Origin of the sequence: Streptomyces aureocirculatus (assembly GCF_000720475.1) — a bacterium.
GTDB classification, from domain to species: Bacteria; Actinomycetota; Actinomycetes; order Streptomycetales; family Streptomycetaceae; genus Streptomyces; species Streptomyces aureocirculatus.
On the sequence record NZ_JOAP01000050.1, the window covers coordinates 80,265 to 93,705 of the forward strand.

Annotated in this window: 13 protein-coding genes; 6 read left to right on the plus strand and 7 right to left on the minus strand. The window is 72.1% G+C overall.

Annotation, left to right across the window (positions count from 1 at the left end):
- Positions 1–96: 96 nt before the first annotated feature.
- From IG78_RS0134110 to IG78_RS0134120, 3 genes are all read left to right on the plus strand, one after another.
- Positions 97–453 (plus strand): hypothetical protein, encoded by a 357-nt coding sequence (locus IG78_RS0134110; RefSeq protein ID WP_030571042.1) that lies wholly within the window; start codon positions 97–99, stop codon positions 451–453.
- Complete coding sequence (locus IG78_RS0134115; RefSeq protein WP_030571045.1) at positions 450–944, plus strand: hypothetical protein; 495 nt, start codon at positions 450–452, stop codon at positions 942–944. Before IG78_RS0134110 ends, IG78_RS0134115 begins: the two co-directional genes overlap by 4 nt.
- 104 nt (positions 945–1,048) lie before the next feature.
- Positions 1,049–1,360 (plus strand): hypothetical protein, encoded by a 312-nt coding sequence (locus IG78_RS0134120; protein ID WP_030571047.1) that lies wholly within the window; start codon positions 1,049–1,051, stop codon positions 1,358–1,360.
- Between the two features lie 1,658 nt (positions 1,361–3,018).
- Here IG78_RS0134120 and IG78_RS50720 read toward each other — a convergent pair.
- The 5 genes from IG78_RS50720 to IG78_RS0134155 form a co-directional block, all read right to left on the minus strand.
- Positions 3,019–6,003 carry an AAA family ATPase gene (locus IG78_RS50720; protein ID WP_063760841.1) on the minus strand — a complete coding sequence of 995 codons (2,985 nt, stop codon included), beginning with the start codon at positions 6,001–6,003 and terminating at the stop codon, positions 3,019–3,021.
- Complete coding sequence (locus IG78_RS0134140; RefSeq protein WP_030571049.1) at positions 6,000–7,166, minus strand: exonuclease SbcCD subunit D; 1,167 nt, start codon at positions 7,164–7,166, stop codon at positions 6,000–6,002. Before IG78_RS0134140 ends, IG78_RS50720 begins: the two co-directional genes overlap by 4 nt.
- Positions 7,167–7,328: 162 nt before the next feature.
- A complete protein-coding gene (locus IG78_RS0134145; protein ID WP_030571051.1) occupies positions 7,329–8,429 on the minus strand; it encodes a glutamate--cysteine ligase 2 in 1,101 nt (366 codons plus the stop codon).
- Entirely contained in the window at positions 8,426–9,178 is a 753-nt protein-coding gene (locus IG78_RS0134150) for a DUF72 domain-containing protein (protein WP_030571053.1), read from the minus strand. The genes IG78_RS0134145 and IG78_RS0134150 overlap by 4 nt, the downstream gene beginning before the upstream one ends.
- Before the next feature lie 28 nt (positions 9,179–9,206).
- Positions 9,207–9,833, minus strand: a complete 627-nt coding sequence (locus IG78_RS0134155; RefSeq protein ID WP_030571055.1) for a YigZ family protein — start codon at positions 9,831–9,833, stop codon at positions 9,207–9,209.
- A gap of 75 nt (positions 9,834–9,908) precedes the next feature.
- On the opposite strand from IG78_RS0134155, the gene IG78_RS0134160 reads away from it, so the two are divergent.
- Together IG78_RS0134160 and IG78_RS0134165 are read left to right on the plus strand one after the other, a co-directional pair.
- Positions 9,909–10,622, plus strand: coding sequence for a 4'-phosphopantetheinyl transferase family protein (locus IG78_RS0134160; protein ID WP_078965630.1), 714 nt, complete (start codon positions 9,909–9,911; stop codon positions 10,620–10,622).
- A 105-nt stretch (positions 10,623–10,727) separates the two neighbouring features.
- Positions 10,728–11,183: a tellurite resistance TerB family protein gene (locus tag IG78_RS0134165; protein WP_030571059.1), complete on the plus strand. Its 456-nt coding sequence runs from the start codon at positions 10,728–10,730 to the stop codon at positions 11,181–11,183.
- 50 nt (positions 11,184–11,233) lie between these two features.
- Here IG78_RS0134165 and IG78_RS0134170 read toward each other — a convergent pair whose 3' ends face one another.
- Both IG78_RS0134170 and IG78_RS0134175 read right to left on the minus strand, forming a co-directional pair.
- Positions 11,234–12,232 carry a M56 family metallopeptidase gene (locus tag IG78_RS0134170; RefSeq protein WP_030571061.1) on the minus strand — a complete coding sequence of 333 codons (999 nt, stop codon included), beginning with the start codon at positions 12,230–12,232 and terminating at the stop codon, positions 11,234–11,236.
- A gap of 8 nt (positions 12,233–12,240) precedes the next feature.
- Positions 12,241–12,660: a BlaI/MecI/CopY family transcriptional regulator gene (locus IG78_RS0134175; protein WP_225882240.1), complete on the minus strand. Its 420-nt coding sequence runs from the start codon at positions 12,658–12,660 to the stop codon at positions 12,241–12,243.
- 188 nt (positions 12,661–12,848) lie between these two features.
- Between IG78_RS0134175 and IG78_RS0134180 the strand changes: the two genes are divergently transcribed.
- Positions 12,849–13,424, plus strand: coding sequence for a TerD family protein (locus tag IG78_RS0134180; protein WP_030571065.1), 576 nt, complete (start codon positions 12,849–12,851; stop codon positions 13,422–13,424).
- Positions 13,425–13,441 lie beyond the last annotated feature (17 nt).

Here is a 13,441-nt window from a genome sequence, read left to right on the forward strand (position 1 = left end):
CACGTTCGCGATTGACACCCCCTCCATAAAGAGTAGAATTTACTTAACAGGCAGAGGGGGCGTCACCCCCGCACACTCACCGAACGGACCCCACCCGTGACCGCCACTCCCCAGCACGACACCACCCTCACCCCCCAAGAAACCGACCGCATCACCGCCATCACAGCCCGCCTCACCGCCGCGAACCTGCCACCCCTCGAACTCCACCGCACCGACTGGACCGAAAAGGGCGCACTCGTCAACGCCGACGACCCCGCCGCCGTCCACACATCCCTCGAACTCCTCGAACCCGGCGGTGCTCGCGTCACAGAAGTCCTCTGCAACCACGCACCCGACGAAGAGCAGCCCGCCCAGGCGCTCGCCGCCGCCGAGACCGCCGCCCTCCTGCTCGTACATGCCCCAGCCGACCTCGCCTTCCTCCTGCGGCTCATCAACGACAAGGCCAGCCGATGAACCGCACCTACGGCGCATCGGTCTCCGGCAAGCCCCACCTCGTCACCATCGCCACCTGGCCGTCCGACCCCAACCAGCTCGTCCTCACCCGCTGCGGACGACTCGCCCTGCGCGAGATCCCCGAACCCGCACCCGAGCATCTCTGCGGGAGCTGCCATCGTCTGCTCACCCGCGACCTGAACCAGCAGGCCGCCGACCGCCGGCACCGCCAGCGCCACGTCGAACCGGTCTGCCTCCGGCTCGCAGCCGAGATCCAGCTCCGGCGCCTGGAGCTCCTGTCCGGCCTCGACACCACCACGCGCCGGGTCATACCGCCCACCCGCACCGCCGAGCAGGCCGCGATCATCACCGGCCTCCTCCTCGCCCTGTCGATCGCCCTCGGCACCCCGGGTGACTACGACGCCGCCGAGCACTACACCCACGCGACAGCAGCCGCCGCCTTGAAGCACACCAATCCACACCCGCGACCAGACAAGGGAGTGGCGGCATGACCCCCGCGGGGATACCGCCCGCTGACGATCAGCCGCCCCTTGATCGACCCGGAACGAGAACCACCGCGCCCTCACCCCCTACCCCGCGAGGCTTCGTCGTCACCGTGCCCATCACCGCACCAGCCCCGGTCGCACGCCTGCGAACGAAGGACGCCTTCGCCCTGCCTGAAGCGCCCGACGACCACCTGGTCATCCGCTCCATCCAGACCCACCCCACCTCGGGCACCCGCCTGATCATCAACGCTCACGGCAAAGGGGCACCGCTCACGATGCACCCCGAAGAACCCGTGCTCCCCATACGGATGCTGCGCACCTTCGAGCTGACCTGCGCCCTGTGCCCGGGCCGCGCACGCCGAGTCCTCGACCTCGTGCTCCACGGCACCCCGCACGCCTGGGTCTGCCAGGCGTGCAGCTAGCCGAGCCGAAGCCAACCTCCCAGAATAGCGCCTTGTATCGTGACCTATTACACCCAACGCATCATTACCGGCGGCGCCGTCCAAGTCCTCATACGCACCAGCCACCGCACCCACCCCACCGTCACCGTCAGCAGGCAAGGCGACATCATCGTCCGCGGCCCAAGCACCACCACCGACGCAGAAGCCACCGCACTCGTCGAACGACGCCGCTCCTGGATCTACCGGCAGCTCACCCGCCTCACCGAGACCGCGCCCCCGACGACCCCCTCAAGGAGCTCGTCCCCGGCTCAGAATTCGACGTTTTCGGACAACCACACCGCCTGCGCATCATCCCCGATGACGAACAGGAGGAGCCGTCGACCCGCCTACACCAGGCCCCCCGGGAGCACAGCTCACTCTCCGGCACACCACAGCACTTAACCCGGACAAAGCACAGCGAACCATCATCAACTTCTACGCCACCGCCGGGCAGGAATGGCTCAAAACACACCACGATCAGATCGCCGCAAACACAGCGAACCAGGCACTAACGGGCACCCTCTCCACCCGAATGCGCACCACCTGGGCACGCAATCACCCGACCCGCGGACTCACCCTGCACTGGGCCACAGCTCAACTCCCACCCACCCTCCTGCGCGAACTCATCCGCCGAACCCTCAGCCTCCCCACCATCGCCAGCAACCGCGACCTCAACAACGCCCTCCGTCGACTCTGGCTCGGACGGCTCACCACCTCATATCCACACCCCCACCCCTCCCCACAAGCACCCGACGCCCTACACACCAACCACAAGGAAGAACAGCAGCAGTGACACCGCCACATGCCACCGCATACCGCCCGGGCCTGGAGAAGCATTGGTACGCCGTATGGGCCGTGACCTACTACGAGGCAGCCGAAGACGGTCTCGGCCCCTCACCGAGCGGACGCTGCTGGAGAACCGAACTCGAAGCACACCCACGCACCTCGAACCGAACCGTCAGCCACCAGGCCTGGCTATACATCAACCGCGAACGGCCAGACATACCCGAAGTCGACCTGAACAGCGCCCACATTCAACTCCAGGGCTACGCCGCCGGCCCACCCGACAAGACCGGCAAGCTGCCCCGCCTCCACGGCATACGTTGCACAGCGTGCGGCTCACCAGACGTCCAATTCATCGAGCAGCCCTGGGCCGTCTGCCTAACCTGCGGGACACGCGAGACACAGCGCAAGGCCACACTGTGCTCCTCACAGTGTGAGGAGTGCTCACTCCAGGGGGCGAGGCTTGGAACCCCCTGACCTGCAAGGCTTGGAGGTCAGGCCCCGCGCAGCGCAACAGCAACCATAGGCGCGCTCCTGCCTGCGTGCCCCCCGGCGAGTGCGCTAAGCCACGCATCGGGGAGCCGGTGGAAGGCAATGGCCGCCGCCTTACCCTCTCCGCCGCGAACTCTGAGCGGTAGTCAAGAAAAACCGTTGTGGGTGCTTACCTGCAAGGACGTCACGCTGGCGGAGCAAGTAGACGCAGCAGCTGTTCCTGGGGGCTCTCCGGGGGACAGGCGGGGGACAGAAGGGCAAGGACGGTCACGGAAAAGCCGGGAATGACCGGGCACGATCCGGCATCGAGGATCTGAGACCTCACCCTCCACCCCGCTGCCGAACTGATGAACCGTCACGGCCCTTCACGACCTCCAACTGCGCGTGTACCCGGCGGCGCAGGTCGGCGACGTGGCTGACGATGCCGACGCTGCGGTCCCGCTCGCGCAGCGAGTCCAGGACGTCGAGCACCTCGTCGAGGGTCTGGTCATCCAGACTGCCGAAGCCCTCGGCTCGCGGCCCGTCCAGGCGTCGACGACGTGCAGGCCGAGACCCGACCGGCCGCGCCCCGACCGGTCGTCGGAGTGGACGAGGGTGTAGCGCCCCGACGACATCCGGCGCAGCCGCGTCGTCGCGGCGGCGGCGACCTGTTCCAGACGGGCGGCGAGGACGTACGACTCCAGGCGCATCCTGCGTTCGTTGTCGGCGGAGGTCCCCGCGGCCAGGGTGGCGAGGCGGGCCACCCGGTCGTGGGCGTCGCGCAGCGGGGCGAGCCTGCGGGCCGCGGTGGCCGAGCGGGCCGAGAGCCGGTCGAGTTCGGCGCAGCGCCCCGCGGCGGCGTCGCACGCGGACGCGGCGGCGCGCACCCGCCTGCCCGCGGTCTCCGCGGCGGCCTCGGCGGCGGCGAGCGGCGCGGGCGGCCGCCGGTCCGCGGCGGCGGCGTCGGGCTCGGCGAGCAGGGCGCGCACGGCGGCCTGCTCGTTTCGCCAGGCGTCGATGCGGCCCTGTAGTTCGCGGTGGCCCGCGTCGTCGAGGACCGCGGCGGACGCGGCGGCCGGGGTGTCGAAGCCGGCGCGGAAGGCGGCGTCGGCGAGGCGGGCGTCGGCGTCCTTCAGGCGCTGGGCGGACTCGTCGGCGGCCCGCGCGGCGTCGGCGGCCTCGCCGAGGAGCGCGGCCTGCCGCTCCAGTTGCGCGGCACGCCGGGCGACGCTCTCGGACTCGCCGCGCGCGCGGACCAACTCCTCTTCCAAGCCGTGCTGTTCACGTACGAGGGCGTCCCGCAGGGCAGCGCGGGACTCGACGCGGCGGGCGGCTTCCTGCTGGGCGGTGACGCGGCGCACCTGCTCACGCTCGGCTTGGGCCAGCGCTTCCCGCGCCGCGTGCAGCCCGGCGGCACGGCCCCGGGCCTCGGCGTGCGCCTGCCGCAACTCCGCCACGGACGCGGAGAGTTCGTCGACGGAAGTGTCCGAGGCGGCGGCGGTGGCGGCCGCGAGGGACTCCCGTACGGCGGCGAGGTCGCGCTCGGCCGCGGCACGCGCCTCGTCCGCCTTCCGGTGGGTGGCGAGGGCGGCCTCCTCGGTGGCGCGGTCGACGTGGGTCGCGGACTTGCGTGCCGGAGCGGGGTGTTCGGTGGCGCCGCAGACCGCGCAGGGGGCGCCGTCGTCGAGGTGGGCGGCGAGTTCGGCGGCGATGTCCGCGAGGCGCTGCTCCTTGAGGGCGAGCCAGTGCTCGTGCGCCGCGGTGGCGTGCGCGCGGGCGGCGAGGGCGTGTTCCTGGGCCCGGCCGGCCTCCTCGGTGAGGCGGTCGCGGCGGCGGGCGGCGTCCAGTTTCTCCTGGGCGGGCAGGAGGCGGCCCGCGAGGTGTTCGGTGCGGGTGGCCGCTTCCTGCGCGGCCTCGATGCCGTCCTTCAGGCGCGCGCGAGTGGTCTCCCAGTCGGCGAGCCAGTCCGTGGCCTCGGCGAGGAGCTCGTCGTCGGCGCGCTCCCGCCGGTCCAGGTCGGCGCGCTGGGCGCGCAGCTCGGCCAGGCGGTGTTCGGCGCGCCGGGCGGCGGCGAGGCCGCCCAGTTCCTCGCTGGCCCGGCGTGCGGCGCCCGCGAGTCCTGCGGCGCCCTCGTCGGCGTACGAGGCGGGGAGCTCCGCGCGCGCACGTGCTTCGGCGGTGGTGGCGCGGCGGTGCTCCTCCTCGGCGTCGGCCCGCAGCGCGAGCGTCGGGACGACCGCCTCCGCCTTGCGGGCCTGCTCCATGCGGGCGGCGAGCCGCCGGTGGTCCTCGGCGCGCTCCTCCAGGGCGTCGGCGCGCTGCCGGGCGTCGGCGAAGCGCCGCTGTAGTCGGGCGAGTTCGCGTACGTCGTCCAGCTCGGCGGCGGCCGCGGCGTGGGCGGACTCCGCCTGGTCGAGGGCGCTGCGCGCGACGGTGAGGCGCTCGCGGGCGCCCGCGCGGGCCACGGCGGCCCAGGTCAGCACGGACTCGGCGAGGCCCGGGTCGCCGGGGGCGGCGTCGGGCAGCGGCAGCTCGGCGCCCCCGCCCCCACAGTCAGCCGCCTGCTGCATGCGGTGCGCGTCCGCGAGCAGCTCCGTGTCGCCCTCGCGCACCTGGGCCTCGGCGGTGCGGCGCTGCTCGGCGAGGCGCTGCTCGACGGCGGCGAACCTGCGGGTGTCGAAGAGCCTGCCGAGGAGCTTGCCGCGGGCCTCGGCGTCGGCGCGCAGGAAGCGCGCGAAGTCGCCCTGCGGCAACAGCACGACCTGGCAGAACTGCTCCTTGCTCATGCCGAGCAGTTGGCTGATCTCCTCGCCGATCTCCTGGTGGGAGCGGCTGAGGTCCTTCCAGCCACCCTTTCCGGGACCGGAGGCGGAGGCGGAACCGGAGTCGGAGGCGGAGGCGGAACCGGAGGCGGAACCGGAGTCGGAGGCGGAGGCGGAGGCGGAGGCGGCGGGACCGGACCCGAGGTCACCGGAGCCGGAGCCACGGCCACCCGCCTCCACCCGCTCCCGCAGCCAGCTCTGTGCCTTGTCCGTCGTCATGCCCGTGCCGCGCTTCTTCGGGCGCTCCCAGGGCGGCTGCCGGGTGATCTCCAGGCGGCGCCCGGCCACGGTCAGTTCGAGGCACACCTCCGTGCGCGTGTCCGGACGGGCGTGGTCGCTGCGCAGCGTCAGACCCTGGCCGCTGCCCTGGCGCGGTCCGGGCACGGACCCGTACAGCGCGTAGCACACGGCGTCGAGGACGGAGGTCTTGCCGGCGCCCGTCGCGCCGTGCAGCAGGAAGAGCCCGGCCGCCGACAGCTCGTCGAAGTCGATGTCCTGGGTGGTGCCGAAGGGGCCGAACGCGGTGATCCGCAGGCGGTGCAGCCTCACCGGGCCACCTCGTGGACGACATCGTCGGTGCGGACGGCGTCGAACGCGTCCCGCAGCACGTCCCGTTCGCGGGCGTCGGGCCCCGCGCCGCGCACATGCGTCACGAAGTCCTCCGCGATCTGCTGGTCGTCGCGGCCCTTGAGGCGCCGGGCGTACGAGACGTCCGGGTCCTCGGGGGCGCGGTCGGGGGCGAAGACGAGGCTGAGGGTGTGCGGGAAGCGCTCGGTGAGGCGGGCCATCGGTTCGTCCGGGCGGACCGCGTCGGTGAGGGTCGCCTCGATCCACGCCTGTTCGTGCCGGGCGAGTTCCGGGGCGTCCAGGAGCTCGTCGAGCGTTCCCCTGATACGGGCGAGGGGCCGGGGCACCGGGCAGTCGACGCGCTCGGCCGTCGTCAGCTCACCGGCAGGGCCCAGTTCGATCAGCCACATGCTCTTGCGGTGGTCGGCCTCCGAGAACGAGTACGCCAGCGGGGAACCGCTGTAGCGCACGCGCTCGGCGATGACCTGGCTGCCGTGCAGATGGCCGAGCGCCACATAGTCCACCCCGGCGAAGACACCCGCGGGCACGGAGGCCACCCCGCCGACCGTGATGTCGCGCTCGCTGTCGCTGACCTCGCCGCCGGTCACGAAGGCGTGCGCGAGTACGACGGAGCGGGTGCCGTCGGGGCGCGCGGCGAGGTCGGCCCTGACCTGGTCCATGGCGGCGCCGAGCACGTCCTCGTGCCCGGCTCGCTCCACGCCGAACTCGTCCCTGACCAGGGCGGGTTCGAGATAGGGCAGGCCGTAGAAGGCGACGTCGCCGTGCGCGTCGGGCAGCAGCACGGGTTGCCCGCAGCCCGCCGGGTCGGTCCGCAGGTGGATGCCCGCGCGGTCGATGAGGCCCGCGCCCACGCCGAGGCGGCGCGCCGAGTCGTGGTTGCCGGAGATCATCACCGTCGGCACACCGAGGTCCGCCAGGCGGTGCAGGGCGTCGTCGAAGAGCTCGACCGCGGCGAGCGGCGGCACCGCCCTGTCGTACACGTCTCCCGACACGACGACGGCGTCCACCGCGCGCTCGCGGACGGTGGCCACGAGATGAGCGATGAACGCGGACTGCGCGTCGAGCATGCTCACCCGGTGCAGCGCCCGGCCGAGATGCCAGTCGGATGTGTGCAGCAATTTCAAGAAACCGCTCCGACCTGCACGTTTTCCGCCCCTTACGCCTCAAAGACCGCCACGAGCCAGCATCGGCTCGCCGTTGGCACGCACCACGCTAACGCCTGGGGGCCCCTGCCCCACCATCGCCCACCATCAGCCACGGCACGCACGCGCCCGCGGGACGCGGCTTCACACCGCCGTGGTCTCGGTGACGATCAGCTCGGTGACGGCACGCAGACCTCCGTCGGCCAGGGCGCGGCGCTGCCGGTCCGCGTCCGTGCCCTCCTGGAGCAGCCGGTGCACGAGTGCGGTGACCTCTCGGCTGTCCCCGGCCGCGTCGAGGGCGGGCGTGATGTGGTCCATGAGCCGGGACAGCACGTCCCCGGCGCTGCGCAGCCTGCCCTCGCAGTCCATCAGCGAGCCGCCGAGGCCGTACCGGGCGGCGTGCCAGTTGGCGGCCTGCAACAGTTCCGGCGGGCAGGGCGGCACCGGCACACCGGCTTCGGCGTCCTGGACGGCGGTCGCCACCAGTGCCCTTACGAGGCCGGTGAGCAGGACGGCCTCGTCCGCCCGGAGTTGGACGTCGGCACAGCGCACCTCGATCGTGGGGTATCGGCTCGAGAGGCGGGCCTGCCAGTAGATCTGGCCCATGTCCATGATCGCGCCGGAGGAGAGCAGGAGTTTGATCCGCTGCTCGTGGTCGGCGAGGGAGTCGAAGTGCGGCGGCGGCCCGCTCACCGGCCAGCGCCCGAACACGATGGTGCGCCAACTGGCGAAGCCGGTGTCCCGACCGGCCCAGAAGGGCGAGTTCGCCGACATGGCCACCAGGACGGGCAGCCACAGTCTGATGCGGTTCAGGACGGCCACGCCGAGCTCCGGGTCGGGCACCGCCACGTGCACGTGCATGCCGCTCACCAACTGCTCGGCCACCAGTTGCGGGGCCCGCGCCCGCAGGGCCCGGTAGCGCGGCAGGTCGGTCACCGGAGCGGGCGCGTCCGTCTTGAGCGGCGGGGTGGCGCAGGCCGCGAGCCTGCAGCCGTGGCTCTCCGCCGCACGCCCCAGGGCGTGGCGCAGGCGCAGCAGATGGCCGCCCACCTCGTCGAGGGCGGTGCACACCGGAGTGGCGACCTCGATCTGCGCCGCCATCAGCTCGGGCTGCACCTCACGTTCCTCGGCGATCGGACCGAGCCCCGCGGCGGTACGCACCTGCTCGGCCAGCGGGACGGGCAGGCCCGTGCCGGGGTCGAGCAGCAGATACTCCTCCTCGACGCCGACCGTGATCGGACTCATGCCCCGCTCACCGCCCCGCCCCCTGCGGCGCGGGCGGCCCGCGCGAAGGCCTTGGCGTCGTGGACGGCGGCGCCGCCCGGGTCGTTGTTGAAGTACACGAAGACGTCCTCGGCGTCGGACCAGGTCCCGGTCACCCGCCGGACCCAGGCGGCGAGCGCCTGGCGGCCGTAGCGCGGCCACGGCCTGGCGCGCCCGGAGTGCAGCCGCAGATAGCCCCAGGCGGCCGTGCGCCAGAGCGGTGCGACGGGCCGCGATCCCACGTCGGCCCAGCACAGGGCGGCGCCCCTGTCGGTCAGGAGTGCGCGCACCTCGGGGGTCCACCAGGACGCGTGACGCGGTTCGACGGCGACCCGGGTGCCCTTGGGGAAACAGCGCAGGCAGGTGTCAAGGAGGTCCGGATCGGCCTTGAGGGTCGGCGGAAGTTGCAGCAGGACGGGGCCGAGCCGGTCGCCGAGGCCGCCGGCGTGGTCCATCAGTCTCCGTACGGGCTCCTCGGGCTCGCGGAGCCGTTTGACGTGCGTCAGGAACCGGCTGGCCTTGACGGCGACGACGAATCCCTCCGGGGTGCGCTCGCGCCAGGCGGCGAAGTTCTCCCGGGTGGGCAGCCGGTAGAAGGCGTTGTTGCTCTCGACGGTCACGAACGACCGCGTGTACTCCTCGAGCCAGAGCCGCTGGGGCACCCCCTCGGGGTAGAGCACGCCGCGCCAGTCTTTGTACTGCCACCCAGAGGTGCCGACAAAGAGGGTCATACCGCCATCAAAACATGTACGCGCACGGTCACGCGTCCCCGTACGCCTCCCCGCCGAGTTCGCACCGCGCGGTGCCCGCCGTGGCGTCCGCCAGCCAGGCCTCGAACTGTTCGACGTCGGCGTCGGGCAGACCGATCTCGATGGTGACCTCGGTGCCGTACCGCACGTCGCGCACGGTGCGTCCGGTCGACCGCAGGTCGTTCTGGATCTTTCCGGCCCGCTGGTGGTCGACGGTGACGGTGGCGATCCTGAAGCGGCGGCGGGTGCGGGTGCCGAGGGCGTCGAGGGCCTCCCCGACGGCTCCGCCGTAGGCGCGGATGAGACCGCCCGCGCCGAGCTTGACGCCTCCGTAGTAGCGGGTCACGACGGCTACGGCGTACCGCATGTCACGCCGGAGCAGCATCTGGAGCATGGGGACGCCCGCGGTGCCGCCCGGTTCGCCGTCGTCGCTCGCCTTCTGTACGGAGGCGTCGGCCCCGATGACGTACGCGAAGCAGTTGTGCGAAGCCGTCGGGTGCTCCTTGCGGACGCGCGCGACGAAGTCCTGGGCCTCCTGCTCGGTGGCGGCCGGCGCGAGCGCGCACAGGAAGCGCGAGCGGTTGACCTCGGTCTCGTGCACGCCCTCGCGGGCCACGGTGCGGTACTCGTCCTGCATCGGACCACCCTATGCGGCGACCGCCCCGGAACCTCGCGGGCCGCCCGGCGCGGGCCGCCGGTACAGTGATCGGCTGTGACGTCACCATCGAAGTCCACGGGCGAAGTGTTCGGTGAAACAGGCATATTGAGCTCCCTGCTCGCAGACGAGCCGGTGTTCGTCGTCGAGACCGACAAAGATCCGGCCGAGGCCGTCCTGTTCCCCGAAGAGGCCGCGTACGTCGTCAAGGCGGTGCCCAAGCGGAAGAACGAGTTCGCCACGGCCCGGCACTGCGCGCGCACGGCACTGGCCCGGATCGGCCTGCCGCCCGCGCCCATCCTGCGCGGTGACAAGGGCGAGCCGCTGTGGCCCGCTGGCGTAGTCGGCAGCATGACGCACTGCCTGGGCTATCGCGCCGCGGTGGTCGCCCGCTCCGGCGACGTCCTCTCGCTCGGCGTCGACGCCGAGCCCGCGGAGGTCCTGAAGGACGCCGGTGTCCTTGATCTTGTGAGCGACGAGACGGAGCGCGCGATGCTTTCCGCCCTCGCCGCCGACGACTCCTCCGTTCCCTGGGACCGGCTGCTGTTCAGCGCGAAGGAGACCGTCTACAAGACGTGGTTCCCGCTGACCGGGCGCTGGCTCGGCTTCGAGGAGGCGCGCCTGGACATCCGGGCGGACGGCACGTTCACCGCCGAGATCCTGGTGTCGGCCCCCGTGGTCGCGGGGACCGCGCTCTCCCGGTTCTCCGGCACGTGGCTGGTGCGGGACGGGATCGCGGTGACGGCGATCGTGATGCGGGCGCAGCGGTAGCCCGACGCCGTGGCGTCGGCGGTCACCCCGGGAAGCTTCGGATGTTAACTTCTACAATGTTGTAGAACGTAGTTCGCCGTGAGCGACGACAGATGGAGATTTCCCATGGCCCTGTGGGACCGCTTGAAGGACACCGCCTCGACGATGCAGGCGCAACTGACAGCGAAGAAGAACGACCTCACGAGCGGGGCCTTCCGCGATTCGAGCATGGCCATGTGCGCGCTGGTCGCGGCCGCCGACGGCACCGTGGACGCGGCGGAGCGCCAGCGCGTGGCGCAGCTCATCGCCACGAACGAGGTGCTGCAGAACTTCGCCGCCGACGATCTGCGCCGCCGCTTCGACGAGAACGTGGACAAGCTGACGGCTGACTTCGCGTTCGGCAAGGTGAGCGTGTTGCAGGAGGTCGCGAAGGCCAAGAAGAAGCCGGCCGAGGCGCGTGCGGTGATCCAGATCGGCATCGTCATCGGCGGCGCCGACGGCGACTTCGACAAGGACGAGCAGGCCGTGGTGCGGGAGGCGTGCTACGCCCTGGAGCTGCCGCCGCACGAGTTCGACCTCTGATCACCCCCGCGGCGCCGTAGTCCTCACAGGCCTCACAGGCCTCACAGGCCTCACAGCGGTGTGGCTGCCCGCAGGACGAGGACCGTTGTCACCGCCGCGTTCGCCGAGGTCATCGCGGACACGGCGGTGCCGCACGCGGCGCCCCAGAGTGCCAGGCCCACCGCCGTGAACAAGGAGGGCCGGGTACGGGCGGCGGGGGCCGGGGCGAGGAGGGCGGCGACGCGCCGCGGCACCGGGCCCGTCGCGGCGAACCCGGCGAGCGCCGTCACCGGCGTGGGCCCCGGCGCGAGCGCGGCCTTGCCGATGGCCAGCGCGACCACCCGCCGGTCCCGCACCGCCCCCGCGGCGGCCTCGTCGGCCCACCGCTCGGTGGTGTACGCGGTGGCCGTGCGCAGCGGCAGCAGGAACGGGTTGGCTCGCGCCGCCAACTGTGTCACCAGCAGGAAGCGGTGGTGACGCGCGGCGAGATGAGTACGCTCGTGGGCGAACAGGGCCCGCCGCTCGGCCGGTTGCAGCCGGTCCAGGAGTGCACGGCTGACGACGACGCGTCCACGCGACGGTACGCGCCGCGACGGCGCACACTCCGATCGCCCGCTGCCCCGCACGCCCGCAGCCCGCGCCCTCCCCGGCAGCGCGTACGCATAGGCCCTCTCGGTGTCCGGCAGTACGACCACCGTCGGGCCGGGCAGGCCTGCGAGTGCCCGGCGGCCCCGGTAGCGTACCGCGGCGTGGCGCCACAGCGTGTGTGTCAGCGCGCCGCACACCACGGCGAGCGCCGGAATCGCCGCCGTGCCGGTGAACTCGTCGTACGGCAGGGCGGCGCGGACCTCGGGGTCGGACCAGGCGTCGGGCAGGGGGTTGCCGGGGAGCCGGGCGGTGCCGACGACCATGAGAAGGGCCAGGCAGAGCGTGCTGCACAGCGCCATCACTGCGGCGAGGGCGGTCAGCAGGCGGGTGGCGGTGCGCGGATGCAGATGCTGCGCGGCGAGCCGGGCGACCGGCCAGGCGCTCAGTGGCAGCACGAGCGGCAGATAGACGACGAGCCCCATGCGTACGGTCAGCCCTCCGCGCCGTCGCCGCCCGCTCCGCCGAGCAGATCGCGCAGCAACCGCTCGTCGTCGGCTGACAGGGTGGTGACGAAACTGGCGAGCACCGCCTCGCGGTCGCTCTCGCCGTCGAGGACCTTGCGCATGCGCAGCGCGGCGAGCCCGGCCTCGCCGGTGGTGGGCCGCCACAAGAAGGAGCGCCCCGCACGCTCCCGGGTGACCACGTCCTTCGCGAGCAGCCGGGTGAGGATCGTCATGACCGTGGTGTAGGCGAGATCGCCACCGACGCGCTCCTGCACCCAGGCCACGCCGACAGGACCGCGCGCCTCGTGCAGGGCCGCGAGCACCTGGGCCTCGAGCTCGCCCTGGCCGCGCCTGCGCAGCCGCGGCTCGGGCCGCCCGCCTTCGCCCTGCGTCATGTCCTCCGCCATACCGTGCCCTCACCTCCCACCGCACCGCGTACGTCGCTCGCGGGGAGTGCCACATCGTAACGGGCGGGGTGCAACGGGCGGGGTCCTCGACTCGACTCCGCATATTTCTACACTCATGTAGATTCTAAGCTCCGGTCCTCAACCGGGGCCGGGACGATTTCCCGTACAGAGCACAGCAGGAGGACACCGTGGGAGTTTCCCTGGCCAAGGGCGGCAATGTTTCGCTGAGCAAGGAGGCGCCGGGTCTGACGGCCGTACTGGTCGGCCTGGGCTGGGACGTCCGGACGACCACCGGCACGGACTACGACCTCGACGCCAGCGCGCTGCTCTGCGACGACTCCGGCAAGGTCGTCGACGACCAGCACTTCATCTTCTACAACAACCTCACGAGCCCCGACGGCTCCGTCGAACACACCGGTGACAACCTCACCGGCGAGGGCGAGGGCGACGACGAGGCCGTCAAGGTCAACCTCGCCGGCGTCCCTGCCAACATCACCAAGATTGTCTTCCCGGTCTCCATCCACGACGCGGAGAACCGCGGCCAGAGCTTCGGCCAGGTCCGCAACGCCTTCATCCGCGTGGTCAACCAGGCCGACAACCAGGAGATCGCCCGCTACGACCTCTCCGAGGACGCCTCCACCGAGACCGCCATGGTCTTCGGCGAGCTCTACCGCCACAGCAGCGAATGGAAGTTCCGCGCCGTCGGCCAGGGCTACGCGAGCGGCCTGCGCGGCATCGCGTCGGACTTCGGCGTCAACGTCTGACACCCGCCCCGCACCGC